Origin of the sequence: Nocardioides cynanchi (genome assembly GCF_008761635.1) — a bacterium.
In the GTDB taxonomy this organism is placed as follows: Bacteria; Actinomycetota; Actinomycetes; order Propionibacteriales; family Nocardioidaceae; genus Nocardioides; species Nocardioides cynanchi.
Map to the genome: position 1 here is coordinate 2233436 of NZ_CP044344.1, position 19074 is coordinate 2252509.

The following is a 19074-nucleotide window of genomic DNA, read 5'->3' on the forward strand; positions in this document are numbered from 1 at the left end:
GACGTCACCGGTGGCTCCACAGGTGTCGCAGACCCAGCGCCGCCCCATCGGTCAGCGACCGGTGTAGTTGGGCGCCTCGACGGTCATCTGGACGTCGTGCGGGTGGCTCTCGGCCAACGATGCCTGGGTGATCCGCACGAAGCGACCCTTGTCCTGGAGCTCCGCGACCGTGCGGGCGCCGACGTAGAACATCGACTGGTTGAGACCGCCGAGCAGCTGGTGGGCGACCGCGGAAAGGGGGCCGCGGTAGGCGACCTGGCCCTCGATGCCCTCGGGGACGATCTTGTCGTCGGAGGTGACCTCGGCCTGGAAGTAGCGGTCCTTGGAGTAGGACTTCTTGCCCCGGCTGCTCATCGCCCCGAGCGAGCCCATGCCGCGGTAGGCCTTGAACTGCTTGCCGTTGACGAACACCAGGTCGCCCGGGGACTCCTCGCAGCCGGCGAGGAGCGAGCCGACCATCACCGACTCGGCTCCCGCGACGATCGCCTTGGCGATCTCGCCGGAGTGCTTGAGGCCGCCGTCGGCGATCACCGGGATGCCGACCGGCCGGGCTGCCAGGGCCGCCTCGTGGACCGCGGTGATCTGGGGTACGCCGACCCCGGTGACCACGCGCGTCGTACAGATGGAGCCGGGGCCGACCCCGACCTTCACGGCATCGACCCCGGCGTCGATGAACGCCTGGGCGCCCTCGCGGGTGGCGACGTTGCCGCCGATCACCTGGACGTGCCGGGTGGCGGGGTCGCTCTTGAGCCGCTCCACCATCTCGAGCAGCAGGCGGACGTGGCCGTGGGCGGTGTCGGCGACGAGCACGTCCACACCGGCGTCGACCAGGGTGGTGGCCCGCTGCCAGGCGTCGCCGAAGTAGCCGATCGCGGCGCCGACCAGCAGCCGCCCGTGGCCGTCGTACGACGCGTCGGGGAACTGCTCGCCCTTGACGAAGTCCTTGACCGTGATCAGTCCGCCGAGGTGGCCCGCCTCGTCGACGAGCGGCAGCCGCTCCCGCTTGTGCTGCCGCAGCAGGGTGGTGGCCTCCTCACGCGTGATGCCGAGCCGCCCGGTGACGAGGGGCATCGGCGTCATCACCTCGTCGACCTTCGTGGTCGCCCAGTCGGCGACCGGGGTGAAGCGCAGGTCGCGGTTGGTGATGATGCCGAGCAGGCGGCTGTCGGTGTCGACGACCGGGAGGCCGGAGACGCGGTACTCACCGCAGATCCGGTCGAGGTCCTCCAGGGTCGCGTCGGGGCCGATCGTGACCGGGTTGGAGATGATCCCGGTCTGGGTGCGCTTGACCAGGTCGACCTGGTAGGCCTGCTCCTCGATCGAGAGGTTGCGGTGCAGGATGCCGATGCCGCCCTCACGGGCCATCGCGATCGCCATCCGGCTCTCGGTGACGGTGTCCATGGCGGCGCTGACCAACGGCGCCTTGATGCTGATCTCGCGGGTCAGGCGGGTGGTGGTGTCGATGTCGGACGGCGCGAGGTCGCTGTAGCCCGGCAACAGGAGCACGTCGTCGTAGGTCAGGCCCATCCGGGCGAACATCTCGGGCAGGTCGGCGTCGGACGAGGGCAGCTCCACTCCCGCATCCTACCGGGGCCGGGCGGTCTCCCCCGTCACCGCGGCCGACGTCTCCGCGGCGCGCGGCGCGAGGCCGCCCAGCGGGATCCGGACGGTCAGGGTCTCGCCGGCCATCCGGATCCGGCCGCGCAGGCCCGAGGCCAGGACGACCGCGAGCACCGCCTGGTTGTCCGACCGGGTGGTGAGCACCAGCGCGTCGGTACGACGCGACGACGCCAGGCGGGCGGCGTCGCGGAGCAGCCGGGTGCCGATCCCGCGGCGTCGCCAGGCCGGGTCGACGGCGAGGTCCACCGCGACGACCGCGTCCTCGTCGGGCACCGGCGCGAGGGTCGCGTGCCCGATCACCCGGTCGTCGACCGTGGCGCGCGCGCCGTCGACGTACTCACCGAACTCGGGCGTGGCCGACTCGTCGGCGCGGTGACCGAGACCGTCGGCTGCCGGGTGGTGCCGCACCAGGACGTCGTTGACCAGGTCGGCCAGGGAGCCGGCGCGGGCGTGCTCGGTGGCGGTGAACGGCGCCAGCCGGCGGATCTGCACGGTGACCTCGCGGACGGTCAGCTCGAGGACGTCCTGCAGCGCCGCCAGCGGGTCGTCGGCCGGGCGGTCCGGCTCGGCGTCGAAGAGCGCCGCCACCACCTCGGGGAACGAGGCCGGCTGGTCCAGCACCGTGCGCGCCGCCTCGACGTACCGGGTGGGCTGGTCGACCAGGGCCGCCTCCGTCACCGGGGCGACGCTGACCCGCGAGGCACCGGCCGACTCGAGGAGCCGGGCGACCTCGGCGGTGGTCCACTCGCCCGGACTGCGCAGGATCAGCTCGTCGGTCACGCTGCCGAGGGCGGGGAAGATCTGCAGGCCCAAGATGTTCACACCGGCCGCCCCGCAGCTGCGGGCCAGCTCGGCCAGGGCTCCCGGACGGTCGGCCAGGGTCGCGCGCACCTTCCACAACATGCGGGTCACTGTGCCCGGCTCGTGTTGCGCTCCCTGGTCGCCCGTGTTTCCCCGGTGCTAACGCTGGGCTACGTCTGACGCAAGCACGCCGAGTCGGCGCAAAGAGGCACGGGGAAGACGCTGAGTCGGCGCAAACAGACACCAGGAACACGCCGAGTCGGCGCAAACAGACACCAGGAACACGCCGAGTCGGCGCAAACAGACACCGGGAACACGCTGAGTCGGCACACAGAGACATCACAAAGCCGCCGACCCGGCAGCTCCTTGGCGAAGGAGTGCCGGGTCGGCGGTTGAGAACTGCCTGTTTGCGCCGAGTCAGCGGTTGAGCGCTGCCTCTTTGCGCCGAGTCAGCGGTTGAGCGCTGCCTCTTTGCGCCGAGTCAGCGGGTGAGCGCTGCCTGTTTGCGCCGACTCAGTGGCCGTGGCCGTGCCCGTGGCCGGCACCGGCGGCGGCCGGCTCCTGCTCCTCGGGCTTCTCGACGATCAGGGTCTCGGTGGTCAGCAGCATGGCGGCGATCGAGGTGGCGTTGACCAGCGCGGAGCGGGTCACCTTCACCGGGTCGATGACACCCTGGGCGACCAGGTCGCCGTACTCGCTGGTCGCGGCGTTGTAGCCGGTGCCGGCGCCGCCCTCGCGGACCTTGGCGACGATGATGTGGCCGTTCTCGCCGCCGTTCTCGGCGATCCAGCGCAGCGGCTGGTCGACGGCCGTGCGGATGATCCGGACGCCGGTCGCCTCGTCGCCGGTCAGGCCGAGGGAGTCGTCGAGCACGGACGACGCGTGGATCAGGGCCGAGCCACCGCCGGCGACGATGCCCTCCTCGATCGCGGCGCGGGTCGCGGAGACGGCGTCCTCGATGCGGTGCTTCTTCTCCTTCAGCTCCACCTCGGTGGCGGCGCCGACCTTGATCACGCAGACCCCGCCGGCGAGCTTGGCGAGACGCTCCTGGAGCTTCTCGCGGTCCCAGTCGGAGTCGGTGTTCTCGATCTCGGCCTTGATCTGGTTGACCCGGCCCTCGACCTCGGCGGTGTCGCCGCCGCCGTCGATGATCGTGGTGTTGTCCTTGGTGATCACGACGCGGCGGGCGGTGCCCAGCACGTCGAGACCGACCTGGTCGAGCTTGAGGCCGACCTCGGGAGCGACGACCTGGCCACCGGTCAGGGTCGCGATGTCCTGCATCATCGCCTTGCGGCGGTCACCGAAGGCCGGAGCCTTGACCGCGACCGCGTTGAAGGTGCCGCGGATCTTGTTGACGACCAGGGTCGACAGCGCCTCGCCCTCGACGTCCTCGGCCAGGATGAACAGCGGCTTGCCCGCGGCGATGACCTTCTCCAGCAGCGGGAGCAGGTCGGCGATCGCGGAGATCTTGCCCTGGTGCAGCAGCACGTAGGGGTCGTCGAGGACGGCCTCCATGCGCTCGGGGTCGGAGACGAAGTACGCCGAGATGTAGCCCTTGTCGAACTGCATGCCCTCGGTGAACTCCAGCTCGGTGCCCATGGTGTTGGACTCCTCGACCGTGATCACGCCGTCCTTGCCGACCTTGTCGAAGGACTCGGCGAGCAGCTCGCCGATCAGCGAGTCGCGGCTGGAGATCGTGGCGACCGACGCCATGTCCTCCTTGGAGTCGACCTCGCGGGCAGCCTCGCGCAGCGCGTCGCCCACGGCCTCGGCAGCGGCGTCCATGCCGCGCTTGAGGCTCATCGGGTTGGCGCCGGCGGCCACCGCACGCAGGCCCTCGTGGACCATCGCCTGGGCCAGGACCGTCGCGGTCGTCGTACCGTCACCGGCGACGTCGTTGGTCTTGGTGGCGACCTCTTTGGTCAGCTGGGCGCCGAGGTTCTCGAACGGGTCGTCGAGCTCCACCTCACGGGCGACGGTGACACCGTCGTTGGTGATCGTGGGGGCGCCCCACTTCTTGTCGAGCACGACGTAGCGGCCCTTGGGGCCGAGCGTCACCTTCACGGCGTTGGCGAGCGCGTCGACGCCGCGCTCCAGCGAACGCCGGGCGTTCTCGTCGAACTCCAGGATCTTGGGCATGGGGTGCTTCCTTCTGGATCGGTTGGGTGGTGTCGACTCAGCTCGACCACCGACGAAGACGGGTCGTGTGCCCGAGGGCGCGCGTCAGCGCGGCCCCGGACACACGACCCGGTGGATCAGGAGACGACAGCGAGGACGTCGCGCGCGGAGAGGATGAGGTACTCGTCCCCGCCGTACTTGACCTCGGTGCCGCCGTACTTGCTGTAGATGACCTTGTCGCCGACGGCCACGTCCAGCGGGACGCGGTTGCCGTTGTCGTCGATGCGACCCGGGCCGATCGCCTGGACCTCGCCCTCCTGGGGCTTCTCCTTGGCGGTGTCGGGGATGACCAGGCCGGATGCCGTGGTCTGCTCGGCCTCGAGGGGCTTGACCACGATCCGGTCCTCGAGGGGCTTGATGTTGACCGACACGATGTCGACCTCCACTTTCTCCACTGTGTTTCGGACTCGGGGGCGGACCCCCGGGGACGTTGGAGCCTGCGGATGACGGACGCCGTCGCGGGGGTCGGCCGTCAAGGCAAGCGCTGGCATTCTCGGATCGAGAGTGCCAATGCCGAAACTAGCACTCACCGGCAACGAGTGCCAACGGGGTCCCCGGACGGTGCCTCCGGGACCCGTCCCCGCCGGGCTGCGAGGATGCCGGGATGGACCTCGAGACCTTCCGGTGGCTGCTGACCGACGAGGGCCAGGGCCTGCTCGCCGCGGCGGCCTCGGCGGAGGGCAGCGAGCTCCAGGTCCAGGCCAGGCTGCGCGAGACCGCGACCGCCGAGCAGGTCGCGGCGGCGATGACCCAGGTCGAGCTGCGGAGCCGGGCGGTCGACAAGCTCGGGGCCGACGGCAGCCGGATGTACTTCACCCGCGACGGGCTGGAGCAGGCCACGCGCGCCTCGGTGGCCGCGCACCGGGCCGCGCGGATCGCCGCGGGGGGCACCAGCGTGATCGACCTGACCTGTGGGATCGGCGGAGACCTGGTCGCGTTCGCCCGCGCCGGGCTGACCACGGCCGGCGTGGACCTCGACCCCCTGCGCGTGGAGATCGCGCGCGCCAACCTCGCCGCGCTCGACCTCGGCGGCGCGGTCAGCGTCGCCGACGGCACCGGACTCGACGTCTCGCCCTTCGCCACGGCGTACGCCGATCCGGCCCGCCGCGGGCCGCGCGGTCGCACCTTCCGGGTCGACGACTGGGCGCCACCGTGGTCGTTCGTGGAGACCCTGCTGACGCGGGCGTCCTGCGTCAAGGTCGCTCCCGGCATCCCTCACGACCTGGTGCCCGCCGGCGTCGAGGCCGAGTGGGTCAGCGACAGCGGCGAGGTCAAGGAGGCCGCGCTCTGGTCCGGGCGGCTCTCCACGACGGCGAGGCGGGCGACCGTGATCGGGCGCGGCGGCCTGGCCACGCTGACCGACGAGGACGACCCGGGCGCCGACGTCGGACCGGTCGCCGAGTTCCTCTACGAGCCGGACGGCGCCGTGATCCGGGCCGGGCTTGTGACCGCGGTGGCGGCCGGTGTCGGCGGCCATCTCGTCGACCGCAAGATCGCCTACGTCACCGCACCCGGCTCGTTCCGTACGCCGTTCGCCCGCGGCTACCGCGTGCTGGAGCGGTTGCCCTACCGCGAGAAGCAGCTCAAGGCTGCGCTGCGCGTTCGCGGGATCGGCTCCCTGACCATCAAGAAGCGCGGCGTCGACGTCTCCCCCGACGAGCTCCGCACCCGCCTCACGCTTCGGGGCGACCGGACCGCGACGATCGTGCTCACCCGTGCCGCCGGCGAGGGCGTGGCCCTGCTCGTCGAGCCCTTCTGACCCGCCCCGCGGAGCGCCCAGAGCCGCTCTGGCACGATCGAGCGGTGACAGCCGACGACGCCCGCGGCCGCTGGATCGCCCTCGCCGTCTGCTGCAGCGCGATGTTCATGACGTTGCTCGACGTCAGCGTGACCAACGTGGCCCTGCCGTCGATCCGACGCGACCTCGGGACGTCCACCGCCGAGCTCCAGTGGATCGTCTCCGGCTACATCCTGGCGTTCGGCCTGGTGCCGGTGCTGGGCGGCAAGCTCGGCGACGACCACGGGCGACGCCGCATGTTCCAGGTCGGGGTGGCCGGCTTCGCCCTCGCCTCGCTCCTGTCGGGGCTGGCCCCGACCGCCGGGGTGCTGATCGGGGCGAGGGTCGTCCAGGGCCTCTTCGGCGGCCTGATCAACCCCCAGACCTCCGGACTGCTCCAGCAGATGTTCCGGGGCTCGGACCGCGGCCGCGCCTTCGGCGTCCTCGGTACGACGGTCGGGCTGGGCACGGCGATCGGGCCGCTGGTCGGCGGTGCCCTGATCGCGCTCGGTGGGCCGACGCTGGGCTGGCGGCTGGTGTTCTTCGTCAACATCCCGGTCGGGATCGTGGTGCTGCTGCTCTCGCGCCGCTACCTGCCCGCCACGCCCCGCGTCGTCCGGCACCGGCTGGACCTGCTGGGTGCCGCGCTGCTCGGCTCGGCGACGTTCAGCGTCCTGATCGGCTGCGTGGAGTACGACTCGCACCACGACGCCCGGCTGGCGTGGCTGGCCGTGCCCGCCGCCGTGCTGTTCTCGCTGTTCCTGCGCCGCGAGCGGCGACTGACCCGTGCCGACGCCGACCCGCTCGTCGACCTGCGCCTGTTCCATCGGCCGTCGTACGTCGCGGGCATCACCCTGGCGCTCACGTTCTTCCCGGCGATGGCCGGCCTCCCGCTGGTGCTGGCGATCTACTACCAGGACGGGCTGGGCTACACCGCCCTCCAGTCGGCGCTCGGGGTCACGGCGTACGCCGTCGGCAGCGCGGTGTCCGCACCGCTGTCGGGCCGGGTGGTGACGCGGGTCGGTCGGCCTCTCGTCGTCGGCGGCGCGGTCACCTTCGGCCTCGGAGCGGTCGCGCTGGCCCTGGTCGCCGCGCACGTGCCGACCGGGCACGCGGCGCTGGCGCTGGCGCTGCCGCTCTTCGTGATGGGCTGCGGGCAGGGCGCCCTGATCACGCCGAACCAGACACTGGCCCTGATGGACGTCGACCCGGCGATGGGCAGCACCGCCGGCGGCGTGCTCCAGACCGGGCAGCGGATCGGGCTGGCGATCGGCCAGGCCGTGATCGGCGCGGTCTTCTTCGCCTCCCTCACCGGCCCCGGCCACGCGTCGTACTCACGCGCTCTCGGGCACGCGGTGATCGCCGCGATCTGCTTCGTCAGCCTGGCCATCACCGCCGGCGTCTGGGACCTGGTGCGGGCCAACCGGCGCTCGCAGGCACCGGTGGCCTGACCGCGGCCGGACAGGCCAAGGACCGGCTCCCGCGAGGGGAGCCGGTCCAGGGTGGACCGCTCGAGTCAGGCGTGCGCGCCCAACGGCTGGCTGTCTGCGGCCACGGAGTGTCCGGCACGACGCGAGTGCCAGATACCGAAACCGGCGAGCAGGAACAGGAGCACGGCACCGATGTAGGCACCGATGGCGGCGATTCCGGCGATGGTCCCCATGGTGGCGAACGCGTAGCCGTAGAGCAGCAGGCCGCGCAGGGTGCTACCCATGAACATCGTCTGGCGCAGGGACCCGAGGTCGGTGCAGGCCTTGGTGGCGGCAGCCTTCGGGTCGGAGCACTGGCCGATGTACTGACCACTGACCTCGGAGTACGTCTTGCCACCGGAGGCTTCGTTCAGGTGCACGGCGATGAAGTGGTCGGCGTAGGCCTTGGCCTGGGGACCGGTCGTCAGGGGCTGGCCGGCGTACTTCGAGAGTGCCGCCTGGTCCGCCTTGGGAAGTGCCGACAGACCCGTCTGGTCGGTCGGCATGGTGATGTGCTGCTCCGAGAGCTGCGTGTTGACCTGGTCGCCGATGAAGGAGTGAGCCCAGGACAGCAGCCCACCGAAGACGAGCAGGAGGACGGCAATGAGCAAGCCTGCTCCGGAGATCAACTTGTCAAGCGTGGCGCGCATGATGTTCACCTTCTCTGTCGGATCTTCGGTCCTTCCGGAGATCCTTGTGTTCTCAGGTTGGGCCGACTTGCGCCTCGACCACAGAGAAGGAGGTCACCACCGGGACCGCCATGGGTCCCGGTCCGGCGGGACCTATGGTGGACCTGTGCGCGACCCCCACGGCGACGCGGACCCGGCCAACCGGGCGGCCCGCTCCGCGGCCGGGCAGATCGCGGAGCTGACCGGCGTCCCCGCACACCGCGCCGCCGTGGTGCTGGGCTCCGGCTGGGGACCCGCCACCGAGGCGTTCGGCGAGCCCGTGGCCCTGACTGCGATGAGCGAGGTGACCGGCTTCCTGGCACCGACCGCCGAGGGTCACCGCGGCACCATCGCGTCGTACGACGTGCGTGGGGTGGCGACGCTGGTGCTGTCCGGGCGCACCCATCTGTACGAGGGCCACGGCCTGGCGCCGGTGGTGCACGGCGTCCGGACGGCGGCGGCAGCCGGCTGCACGACGGTCGTGCTCACCAACGCCAACGGGTCGCTCCGGCCGGACTGGGAGGTCGGGCGTCCGGTGCTGGTCCGCGACCACCTGAACCTGACCGCGACCTCACCGGTCGAGGGTCCCCGGTTCGTGGATCTCACCGACTGCTGGTCGCCGCGGCTGCGCGCGCTGGCGCGCGAGCTGGACCCGACCCTGGCCGAGGGCGTGTACGCCTGGCTGCCCGGCCCGCACTACGAGACCCTCGCCGAGGCGGAGTTCGTACGCCGGATGGGGGCCGACGTGCTCGGGATGTCGACGGTGCCCGAGGCGATCGCCGCGCGAGACTGTGGGCTGGAGGTGCTGGGACTCTCGACGGTGACCGCCGTCGAGGGTGACGATTCCGGCATCGATCCGAGTGAGGTGGTGGCGGTGGCCGAGGCGACCGCCGCCCGGATGGGTCCGCTGCTCGCGGACCTGGTGAGGAGAGGAACCCGATGACGACGACCGAGTCCGAGCGCGCGCCGGCACCCGTCGCCCCCAAGGGCATCGAGGCCAACGGCATCAACGTCATCGACGAGTCCGAGCGCCGGGGCACACCGGCCGGGCTGTTCTGGCCGTGGTGCGCCTCGAACATCTCCGTGCTCGCGGTGTCGTACGGCGCGTTCGTGCTGGGCTTCGGGATCGGGCTGTGGCAGGCGCTGCTGGCCACGGTCGTCGGTGCCGTCGTGTCGTTCTTCCTGGTCGGACTGGTCTCGATCGCCGGGAAGCGGGGCTCGGCACCGACGCTGGTGCTCTCGCGCGCGGCGTTCGGCAAGAACGGCAACATCCTCCCCGGCCTGATCTCCTACGTCCTGCTCGTGGGCTGGGAGACGGTGCTCGTCGCGCTGTCGACCCTGGCCACCGCCACCGTCTTCGACCGGCTCGGCTGGGCGCACGGCGACACCACCAAGATCGCCGCCTTCGTGGTGGTCGCCCTGGTGATCGTGCTCGCCGGCATCCTCGGCTTCGACACGATCATGCGGATGCAGAAGGTGCTCACGGTCTCGCTGATCGTGGTCACCGCCGTCTACATCGCCCTGACCGTCGACCACGTCCACCTCGACACCCTGAGGGCGCTCCCGAACGGCGACCGGCAGGCCGTCATCGGAGCGACGATCCTGGTGCTCACCGGGTTCGGGCTGGGCTGGGTCAACACCGGCGCCGACTACTCGCGCTACCTGCCGCGCCGTACCTCGACCTCGGGGGTCGTGTGGTGGCCGACGATCGGCGGCAGCCTGCCGGTCGTCCTCCTCGTGGGGTACGGCGTGCTCCTCGCCGGCTCCGACCAGAAGCTCAGCTCGGCGGTCGGCGCCGACCCGATCGGTGCCTTGACCACCATCCTGCCGACGTGGTTCCTGCTGCCGTTCGCGATCGTGGCGGTCGCGGGCCTGGTCAGCGGTGCCGTGATGGACATCTACTCCTCCGGCCTCACGCTGCTCACCCTCGGGCTGAGGACCCCGCGCTGGGTCGCCGCGGGCATCGACGGCGTCCTGATGATCGCCGGCGCGATCTACATCGTCTTCTACTCCTCGAGCAGCTTCATCTACCTCTTCGAGGCCTACCTGATCTTCCTCGGGGTCCCGATGGCCGCCTGGTGCGGCGTGTTCCTGGCCGACCTGCTGCTGCGCCGGCGTGACTACGACGAGCCGTCGCTGTACACGTCGACCGGGATCTACGGGAGCTTCCGGCTCAGTGCGGTCCTGTTCCTCGCGCTCGGCACCGCGGCCGGCTGGGGTCTGGTCATCGTCACCACGGGCCAGAGCAAGGGCCTGACCTGGCTGGGATACCTCATGGACGGCGTGACCATCAACGGTCACACGTACTTCGACCTGGGCGGTACCGCCGGCAGCTGGGCCTACGCCAACGTCGGCGTCCCGGTGGCGCTGGTGATCGGGTTCGTGGGCTACCTGCTCTTCGGCTTCGCCGGCGTCCGCAGGCAGGAGCGCGACCTGCGGCGTACGGGCACCACGACGCCGGAGGCTGTGAGCGTCGACTGACGGGGTACGACGCTCAGGCCAGGCCCGCGCGCTCGGCGGCGATCGTCGTGTCGTCGCCGTGACCGGTGTGGACCACCGTCTCGTCGGGCAGGGGCAGCAGCCGCTCCCGGATCGACTCCACGATCCGGTCGCCGTCGCTGAACGAGCGCCCGGTCGCGCCGGGGCCGCCCTGGAAGAGCGTGTCGCCGGTGAAGACGCAGCCGAGCTCGCGGGCATAGAGGCACACTGAGCCCGGCGAGTGCCCCGGGGTGTGGATCACGAGGAGTGACGAGCCCGCGACCGGCACCTCGAGGTTGTCGGAGAGGTCGACGTCCCACAGCGAGTCGGGATGCGTCAGCGCCCAGACCGGGCGGTCCGCCGGGTGAAGCAGGATCGGTGCGATCACGGCCTCGCGCAGCGCCACGGCCATCCGCACGTGGTCGTCGTGGGCGTGGGTGCACACGATCGCGCTCACCCGGCGGCCGTCGACGACGGCCAGGATCGCGTCCACGTCGTGCGGGGCGTCGATCACCACGCACGACTCGTCGTCGCCGACCACCCAGATGTTGTTGTCGACGTCGTAGGTCGACCCGTCCAGGCTGAAGGTCCCGCTGACGACCGCGTGGTCGACCCGCATCAGAAGATCACGACGCTGCGGAGCACGCTCTGCCCATCGTCGGTGGCGTGGTGCATCTTCTCGAACGCCGCCTCCACGTCGCCGAGCCCGATCTCCTCGGAGACGAACGCGTCGAGGTCGAGCCGCCCCTGCCGGTAGAGCGAGACCAGCATCGGGAAGTCGCGCGAGGGCAGGCAGTCGCCGTACCAGCTGGACTTCAGCGCGCCGCCCCGGCCGAAGACGTCGATCAGGGGGATGTCGGGGATCTTCATGTCGGGCGTGGGCACGCCGACCAGGACCAGCGTGCCAGCCAGGTCGCGGGCGTAGAACCCCTGCTTCCAGGTCTCGGGCCGCCCGACGGCGTCGATCACCACGTCCGCGCCGTTGCCGTCGGTGAGGGCCTGGATCGCGGCCACGGGGTCGTCGTTCGTGCTGTTGACGGTGTGGGTGGCGCCCATCCGGCGGGCGCCCTCGAGCTTCCGGTCGTCGATGTCGACGGCGATGATCGTCGAGGCCCCGGCCAGGACCGAGCCGGCGATGGCGGCCACGCCCACGCCGCCGCAACCGATCACCGCGACGCTCTTGCCGCGCGAGACGTTGCCGGTGTTGATCGCGGCGCCGAGGCCGGCCATCACCCCACAGCCCAGCAGCCCGACCGCGGCGGCCCGGGTCGAGGGGTCGACCTTGGTGCACTGGCCGGCCGCGACCAGGGTCTTCTCGGCGAAGGCGCCGATGCCGAGAGCCGGGCTGAGCTCGGTGCCGTCCTCGAGGGTCATCTTCTGGGTGGCGTTGTGGGTGGCGAAGCAGTACCACGGCTCGCCGCGGTTGCAGGCGCGGCAGTTGCCGCAGACCGCTCGCCAGTTGAGGACCACGAAGTCGCCCGGCGCGACCGACGTGACGTCGTCGCCGACGGCCTCGACGATGCCCGCAGCCTCGTGCCCGAGCAGGAACGGGAAGTCGTCGTTGATGCCGCCCTCGCGGTAGTGCAGGTCGGTGTGGCACACCCCGCAGGCCTGGACCTGCACCAGCGCCTCGCCCGGCCCGGGGTCAGGGACGTTGATCGTCTCGATGCTCACCGGCTCGCCCTTGGCGCGCGCGACGACTGCCTTCACCTGCTGCATGGGTTGTCCTCCTCGGGGCTGTGGGCACACCCTACGGATGGTCACCTCAGGCGCGACAGCGTCCGGGCACAACCTTTCTGCGACCTCGGCGCGTCACACCGCCATGATGACCAGCTACCTGCGCCCGCTGACCTACTCGGCCCTGGCGACCCTGCTGATGACCGCCCCGCTCGCCGGCAGCGGGCTCGACGCGGCCGCGCTGCACACCTCGCGCGGCGGCGAACCTGCCGCGGGTACGACGTACCAGCGCGCCGCGACGGCCTTCCCGACGACGGGCCTCCCCACCGGCGCCCCGCCGAAGATCGCCTACGCCCGGGCGACCAAGCCGGAGTTCCTCGGCGGCAACTTCCGGATGCACCGCCCGGACGGCACGTCACTGAGGCTCGGGTTCCTGGCGCTGGGCCAGTGGACGCCGATGGGGCGCGGCGCGTTCGGGCTCGCCACGACCGAGGTCGGGCCCCAGCTCCAGCGGATCGACTCCTCCGGCCGGATCGTGCGCAAGCGCTTCCTGGCCCACTTCGGCATGGCCGTCTCGCCCGACCACTCCATCGCGAGCTGGCTCGACGACCAGCGCCGGCCGCACGACCTCGAGGGCGGCGGCACGCGCGAGTTCACCCTGCCGCAGGTGCCCCGGGGTGACGGCGTCGGCGCGGTCTCGGGCGCACAGACCTGCAAGGAGCAGTCGCCCGAGGGCGGAGGCTGCACCGTCTTCGTCAACACGGCCCGGCGCAACGGGGTCTTCGTCTCGACCTCCCACGGCATCGTGACCAAGGTCGGTCCGATGCTGCGCGTCACCGACGTCAACCAGCGCGGCCGGGTGACCGCCCTGCTCTCGAAGGGGACCGCATCGAGTCCCCCCTGCTGGGGCGTGATCACGCCAGCCGGGCACCGGGCCTTCCGGACCTGCCGCTACCAGCTCGACTCGTTCTCGACCGACGGCCGGCTCATCCTCGGTGAGCACACGCCGTCCGCCTCGGAGAGCGTGCGGCGGTTCGCCATCCTGCGCCGCGACGGTTCGGTGGCGCGGGCGTTCACGTTCGACATCGGCGCCCGTCGGAGCCTGAACCGGCTGACCTGGGAGGACTCCACCCACCTGCTCGGGGTGCTGCGGGCCGGCGGCTCGTGGTCGATCGTCCGCATCGGGGTCGACGGCACCGTCGAGTACGCCGTACCGCCCACGCCGGCGGTCAACGAGTTCACGCCGTTCTCCCTCCCCCTCCGCTGACCCTCCCACCCCCTTCTCCACAGGCTTCGCGGGATAGTCCGTGACGGAAAGCAGGTCAATTCGGCCGAATGACCTGCGTTTCGTCACGGACTATCCCGCCGTACGCCGTGCAACCCCTGGCGGATGGATCTCGTGTAGGGGGTGACACGGCGAGCAGGATGGTGGCGGATGCAGGGTCAGGTGATCGTGGGGGGAGGGCCGATGAGCGCCCACGGCCGCTCGACGCGCGAGGCGGAGTTCGAGTCGTGGCTGGTCGCCCGCGAGCCCGCCCTCCAGCGCACCGCGCACCTGCTGACCGGCGACGTCCACACGGCTCAGGACCTCGTCCAGGTCACGCTGGCCAAGCTCTACCTCGCCTGGGACCGGATCCAGGACCGCGGCAACGTCGACGCCTACGCCCGCAAGATCCTGCTCAACGAGCACCGCACCGCGTGGCGACGCCCGGTCCGCCGACGTGAGCAGGTCACCGACCAGCTCCCCGACCGGGCCGTCTCCGACCAGTCGTACGACGGCCAGCGCGAGGCGGTCTGGGCGTTCGTCGCCGCGCTGCCCCCGCGGCAGCGGGCCGTGGTGGTGCTGCGGTTCTACGAGCAGCTCACCGAGCCCGAGATCGCCGACCTGCTCGGCATCTCGCTGGGCACCGTGAAGTCCCAGAGCAGCCGCGCCCTCGCCGCGCTGCGCGCCCACCTGCCCGACCATCCCGAGCTCACCGCCGACGGCGGCGAGGAGGAACGATGAACCCCGAGGACCTGCTCACCGAGACCCTGCACGACCGGGTCGAGCGCACCGACTACCCCAGCACTCCCCTGTCGGCCGTCGCCGGCCGGGCCGGCGCGATCCGCGCCCGCCGACGTCGTACGACGGTCCTCGCGGCGGCCGCGGCGGTCGCGGTCGTCGTCGTCCCCGGCGCGGTCTGGCTCGGCCGCTCCCCCGGCTCCTCACCGCAGCCGTCCCAGTCCCTGTCGTCGGGCCCCAGCACCGACCCGACCGCTCCGACCCTGGCTGAGCCGCTCCCCCTCTCCGCTCTGCCGCTCGGCCAGAAGCCCGGCATCGACTACCTCGTGGGCGACACCTACGTGACGATGAGCGGTGACCGGATCACCGACGCGGTCTTCGGCAACGCGACGACGGCGACGCCCGTGCGGGACGGGATCCTGGCCTCCGTACCCCCGGCGCCGGGGCTGATGGCCCAGGACGGCATCGCCGGCACCTACCTGGTGTCCGACGCACACCACCAGTACCTCGGCTGCGGCTCGGACCGGTTCGCGATGTCGACCGACGGCGTCCAGTCCGCCTACTGGCTGGCGGACTCGTGTCCGGTCGCCGACACGGTCGCCGGCGCGCTGTACTCCGGCGTCGACAACACGATGGGCGAGTCCGGGCCGGGGCGCGTGGTCACGCCCGTCGGCACCCAGGTGACACCGGTCGGCATCGTCCAGCAGGGTGTCGTCACCGACGTCGTCCACGGTCCTGCCGAGAGCGTTCAGGTCGTCGACAGCAGCGGCCACCGGTCACCGGTGACCGGACTGGCCCGCGCCGGCGGGTCGGACGAGAACCACGACGTCCTGTCGGGCCAGCTGGCGAGCGACGTCAACACGGGGGCCATCGTCGATGCGGCGACGGGGGCGGTGCAGGTGCGGGTGCCGGGCTGGACGCTGGGACAGTTCTCCAGCGACGGTCGCTACGTCCTGGGTGACCAGCCTCGCAACGGGCCGACTTCCGACGCGATCGCGGTCTTCGATGCCAGGACCGGCCACAAGGTCGCCGACCTGAATCGTCCGGGTGGGCCCGGCGTCACGCTCGGACAGCCGGCCTGGGACGTCGACGACACTGTGCTCGCGGTGGCCGACAGCACCGAGGGCTCGACCATTGTCAGGTTCGACCTGCAGGGGCACGTGACGCGGGCGACCTCGGTGTCCCACGCATCGGGCGCCTACCGGCTCGCCACCCGCCCCTGAGGGCTCGCCTCTGCCACCATTGCAACCTTCCCTGGCTCGCCCGCGTCTTGGTGGCGAACCTTGGGAGGAACGATGGATCTACCCGCCGACCGTGCACGTACGGGGGCGCCGACGGGGGCAGTGGCGATGGCCAGCAGGAGCAGCGACACCGACGCCGACTTCGCGGCGTACCTCGCCGCGCGGCAGGCCAGCCTGCTGCGTACGGCGTACCTGCTGACCGGCAACCGCCACGACGCCGAGGACCTGACCCAGACCGCGTTCGCCAAGCTCTACCTGTCGTGGGACAAGGTTCGCGACCGGGGCTCGATCGACGGCTACGTCCGGCGGATCCTGGTCAACGAGCACAACTCCCTGTGGCGTCGCGCCTGGAAACGGCGTGAGCACCCGCAGGACCAGACGACGTTCGACACCGCAGTGCAGGACGAGTACGACGAGGGTCGCGGCGCCGCGCTGTGGGACCTCGTCCAGACCCTGCCGCGCAAGGCCCGCGCGGTCGTGGTCCTGCGCTACTACGAGGAGATGTCCGAGTCCGAGACCGCGGACGCCCTCGGCATCTCGGTCGGGACCGTGAAGTCCCAGACCAGCCGTGCGCTCGCCACCCTGCGCGAGCGCACACCCCAGACCCTGAACCCCCGCTCGACTGAGGAGAACGACAGATGAGCGCGCCCGACGACGACCTGACCACCGAGCTGAACCGCGAGCTGCGCGGGCGCTCGGACACCATGCGCGGCTCCGCGCTCGACTTCGGTGACGTGCAGCGCAAGGCCCGCTCGATCCGCCGCCGGCGTACGGCGACCGCGGTCGTCGGCGCGGCCGCCGCGGTCGCCCTGATCGTGCCGACCGCCGCCCTGGCCACCCACTCCGGCCACCGCGACGAGCCCGGCCCGGCGAACCCCTCCACGCCGACCCCGACCCAGACCACGACCACCACCGCCGACGGCCACCAGCCGGCTCCGGGCGTGCTCGACGTCTCCGACCTGCCGACCGGCGCCCCGCCGCGGATCGCCTACCTCGGGCGCGGCTCGAGCGAGCACCCCTTCTCGCCGTTCCCCGCGACCTCCTTCACGCAGCTCAACGACGGCACCGACGTCGTCGAGATGAACAACGAGGGCTCGTTCGAGGTCATGGTGAGCTCACCCGACGGTGCGCACTCGGGGCCCTACGGTTCTTCGGCCGGCCTGGCGGTCGACCCCTCCCACAGCATCGCGGCCTGGGTGGACCGCACCGGACAGGTGATGACCTGGACCGCCGGGGCGGCCAAGCCCCGCCCGCTCGGCGACCCGGTGCCGGGCCAGGACCTGCGGATCGCCGCCGTGACCGGTGACGACTGCTCACTCGCCTGCTCGGTGATCGTCAACGTGCACGATGCCCAACACCAGCCGTGGACGGTGGACGCGTCGGGCTCCCAGCCCCTGCGCGACGGCGGCTACCTCGACGTCAACGACGTCGACGATGCCGGCCTGACCATCGGGCTCTACCGGATCACCGACTCCAGCACCTGCTCGAAGCTCCTCGGGGGCGGCGAGTTCCAGGGCTTCGAGACCTGCCAGGCCCAGCTCACGTCGTTCTCGCCGGACGGGCGGCTGATCCTGGGCCTGCCCAGCTACTTCGACGGCCTCGGTCCAGGTGGGATCTCGATGTACGACCTCAGCGGCCGGCGCCTCTTCGAGCGCTCCTCGACCGTGAAGTCGCAGGCCTACTTCAGCGAAGCGACCTGGGAGGACGCGACTCATCTGCTGGCGGCGACCTTCCAGGACGGGAAGTGGTCGCTGGTCCGGATCGCCTCGGACGGGTCGATGGAGTACGCCGTGGCTCCGGCCCCGGGCCCCTACGACTCCAGCCCGTTCGTCCTGCCCACCGGCGGGTGACCTTCTGGGCCGGATCCGGGAGTTTCGGCACCTGTGCCGGGCCCGGATCCGGACGAGGATGGGATGAGGAGCACCATGAGCACCTATCGCAGTCCCGTCCCCACCCAGCACCATGACCCGCTCGGACCCGGAGCCCAGCCGCCGCATCGGCGGCGCCGCCTGCTGATCGCCGCGGTCAGTGCCGCCGCCGTCGTCGCCATCACCTTCCCGATCGCCATCCGTGGGGGTGATCCGTTCGGGAGCGGCGACCAGCCGTCGACGCAGCCGTCCTCGAGCCTGCCGACCACCGGGGCCACCTCTGCCCCGTCGTCGTCCTCGACGCCGACCGGGCCTGCGGACCACCAGCCCGCGCCCGGCGTCCTCGACGTCACCCACCTGCCGACCGGGGAGCCGCCGGCGATCGGCTACGCCGCGCAGGGCGTCGTCCACCTGGCCGACGGCACCACCCTGCCCGCGCCGACCACCTACCCCGTGGTCGGGTTCACCGAGCTGAACGACGGATCCGTCGCCTACCTCACCCACCACGACGTGTGGTTCACCGTCGAGATCGTCACCGCCGGCGGCACCCACCTCGCTCCCGTCCCCTCCGGCTACGAGCTCGTCGTCAACGCCGACCGCACGGTCGTGGCCTGGCTGTCGCGGACCGGCGTGGCCACGGTGTGGCAGCCCGGACTGGCCACGCCGCGGTCGCTGGGGGTCTCGATCCCGGGCAACAGCCGCCGGTTGGCGGCCGTGACCGGGCCGAGCTGCACCTACGCGCCCGGCTGCACGGTGTACGCGTCGTCCTGGCAGGGCGACAACGCGTTCGCGTGGGCCGTGACCGCAGACGGTCGGCTGACCACCGCGGACCCCGCGGGCCGGGTGATCCGGGTCGGGGACGTCACGGAGAGCGGCCGGCTCGTCGGTTACACAGCGATCGGTGACACGGGGTCCCGCTCGGCCGTCATCGACGAGGCCGCACCCGGGCACCCGCTCCTGTGGAGCACCACCCGGCACACCCTGGACACCTTCTCGCCGACCGGCGAGTACCTGCTGGCCGGCCCGGCGTACCGCGACGGCATCGGCGACGGTCAGGTGGCCGTGTACGCCGCCGACGGACGGCTGCTGGTGAACCGGCAGACCTCCCAGCAGCACCCGGGCTTCCTGCAGGGGACGACGTGGGAGGACGCCACGCACGTGCTGTTCCCCGTCTACCAGGACGGCCGGTGGTCGCTGGTGCGGATGTCGGTGACCGGCACGATGGAGTACGCCGTACCTCCGGCGCCGGGCAGCATGGACCACGACCCCTTCGTGGTCGCGAGCGTGCCGTAGCC

The 19074-nt window shown here is 71.7% G+C and carries 17 protein-coding genes; 10 read left to right on the forward strand and 7 right to left on the reverse strand.

Translation table 11 applies throughout. The features are described from left to right. Positions 1–51 precede the first annotated feature (51 nt). From guaB to groES, 4 genes are all read right to left on the reverse strand, one after another. The gene (gene guaB, locus E3N83_RS10785) at positions 52–1539 is read right to left on the reverse strand and encodes an IMP dehydrogenase (RefSeq protein ID WP_202879416.1); all 1488 of its coding nucleotides are present in this window, start codon (positions 1537–1539) and stop codon (positions 52–54) included. A gap of 45 nt (positions 1540–1584) precedes the next feature. After that, the gene (locus E3N83_RS10790; RefSeq protein WP_151083265.1) at positions 1585–2523 is read right to left on the reverse strand and encodes a GNAT family N-acetyltransferase; all 939 of its coding nucleotides are present in this window, start codon (positions 2521–2523) and stop codon (positions 1585–1587) included. A 411-nt stretch (positions 2524–2934) separates the two neighbouring features. Then, entirely contained in the window at positions 2935–4560 is a 1626-nt protein-coding gene (groL, locus tag E3N83_RS10795; RefSeq protein ID WP_151083266.1) for a chaperonin GroEL, read from the reverse strand. 116 nt (positions 4561–4676) lie between these two features. Next, positions 4677–4970 carry a co-chaperone GroES gene (gene groES / locus E3N83_RS10800; RefSeq protein WP_151085154.1) on the reverse strand — a complete coding sequence of 98 codons (294 nt, stop codon included), beginning with the start codon at positions 4968–4970 and terminating at the stop codon, positions 4677–4679. A gap of 233 nt (positions 4971–5203) precedes the next feature. Here groES and E3N83_RS10805 point away from each other — a divergent pair, with 233 nt between their 5' ends. After that, positions 5204–6358, forward strand: a complete 1155-nt coding sequence (locus E3N83_RS10805) for a class I SAM-dependent methyltransferase (protein ID WP_151083267.1) — start codon at positions 5204–5206, stop codon at positions 6356–6358. Between the two features lie 44 nt (positions 6359–6402). After that, the gene (locus E3N83_RS10810) at positions 6403–7827 is read left to right on the forward strand and encodes an MFS transporter (RefSeq protein ID WP_202879201.1); all 1425 of its coding nucleotides are present in this window, start codon (positions 6403–6405) and stop codon (positions 7825–7827) included. Positions 7828–7892: 65 nt separating this feature from the next. Here the strand turns inward: E3N83_RS10810 and E3N83_RS10815 are convergent, their stop codons facing one another. Then, positions 7893–8495 (reverse strand): hypothetical protein, encoded by a 603-nt coding sequence (locus E3N83_RS10815; protein ID WP_151083268.1) that lies wholly within the window; start codon positions 8493–8495, stop codon positions 7893–7895. Between the two features lie 145 nt (positions 8496–8640). Between E3N83_RS10815 and E3N83_RS10820 the strand changes: the two genes are divergently transcribed. Both E3N83_RS10820 and E3N83_RS10825 read left to right on the forward strand, forming a co-directional pair. Beyond that, on the forward strand, positions 8641–9456 hold the full coding sequence (locus tag E3N83_RS10820) for a purine-nucleoside phosphorylase (RefSeq protein WP_238342860.1): 816 nt from the start codon (positions 8641–8643) through the stop codon (positions 9454–9456). After that, positions 9453–10994 carry a purine-cytosine permease family protein gene (locus E3N83_RS10825; RefSeq protein ID WP_151083269.1) on the forward strand — a complete coding sequence of 514 codons (1542 nt, stop codon included), beginning with the start codon at positions 9453–9455 and terminating at the stop codon, positions 10992–10994. Before E3N83_RS10820 ends, E3N83_RS10825 begins: the two co-directional genes overlap by 4 nt. A gap of 13 nt (positions 10995–11007) precedes the next feature. Here E3N83_RS10825 and E3N83_RS10830 read toward each other — a convergent pair whose 3' ends face one another. Both E3N83_RS10830 and E3N83_RS10835 read right to left on the reverse strand, forming a co-directional pair. Further along, on the reverse strand, positions 11008–11610 hold the full coding sequence (locus E3N83_RS10830) for an MBL fold metallo-hydrolase (RefSeq protein WP_151083270.1): 603 nt from the start codon (positions 11608–11610) through the stop codon (positions 11008–11010). Then, entirely contained in the window at positions 11610–12710 is a 1101-nt protein-coding gene (locus tag E3N83_RS10835) for an S-(hydroxymethyl)mycothiol dehydrogenase (protein WP_151083271.1), read from the reverse strand. The genes E3N83_RS10830 and E3N83_RS10835 overlap by 1 nt, the downstream gene beginning before the upstream one ends. A 106-nt stretch (positions 12711–12816) precedes the next feature. On the opposite strand from E3N83_RS10835, the gene E3N83_RS10840 reads away from it, so the two are divergent. From E3N83_RS10840 to E3N83_RS10865, 6 genes are all read left to right on the forward strand, one after another. Beyond that, the gene (locus E3N83_RS10840; RefSeq protein WP_151083272.1) at positions 12817–13935 is read left to right on the forward strand and encodes a hypothetical protein; all 1119 of its coding nucleotides are present in this window, start codon (positions 12817–12819) and stop codon (positions 13933–13935) included. Positions 13936–14103: 168 nt separating this feature from the next. Beyond that, complete coding sequence (locus E3N83_RS10845; protein ID WP_238342861.1) at positions 14104–14673, forward strand: SigE family RNA polymerase sigma factor; 570 nt, start codon at positions 14104–14106, stop codon at positions 14671–14673. Then, on the forward strand, positions 14670–15893 hold the full coding sequence (locus tag E3N83_RS10850) for a hypothetical protein (RefSeq protein ID WP_151083273.1): 1224 nt from the start codon (positions 14670–14672) through the stop codon (positions 15891–15893). The genes E3N83_RS10845 and E3N83_RS10850 overlap by 4 nt, the downstream gene beginning before the upstream one ends. 126 nt (positions 15894–16019) lie before the next feature. After that, positions 16020–16553 carry a SigE family RNA polymerase sigma factor gene (locus E3N83_RS10855; RefSeq protein ID WP_151083274.1) on the forward strand — a complete coding sequence of 178 codons (534 nt, stop codon included), beginning with the start codon at positions 16020–16022 and terminating at the stop codon, positions 16551–16553. Further along, positions 16550–17761, forward strand: a complete 1212-nt coding sequence (locus E3N83_RS10860; RefSeq protein WP_151083275.1) for a hypothetical protein — start codon at positions 16550–16552, stop codon at positions 17759–17761. The genes E3N83_RS10855 and E3N83_RS10860 overlap by 4 nt, the downstream gene beginning before the upstream one ends. Positions 17762–17836: 75 nt before the next feature. Beyond that, entirely contained in the window at positions 17837–19072 is a 1236-nt protein-coding gene (locus E3N83_RS10865) for a hypothetical protein (protein ID WP_151083276.1), read from the forward strand. The last annotated feature ends 2 nt before the right edge of the window (positions 19073–19074 follow it).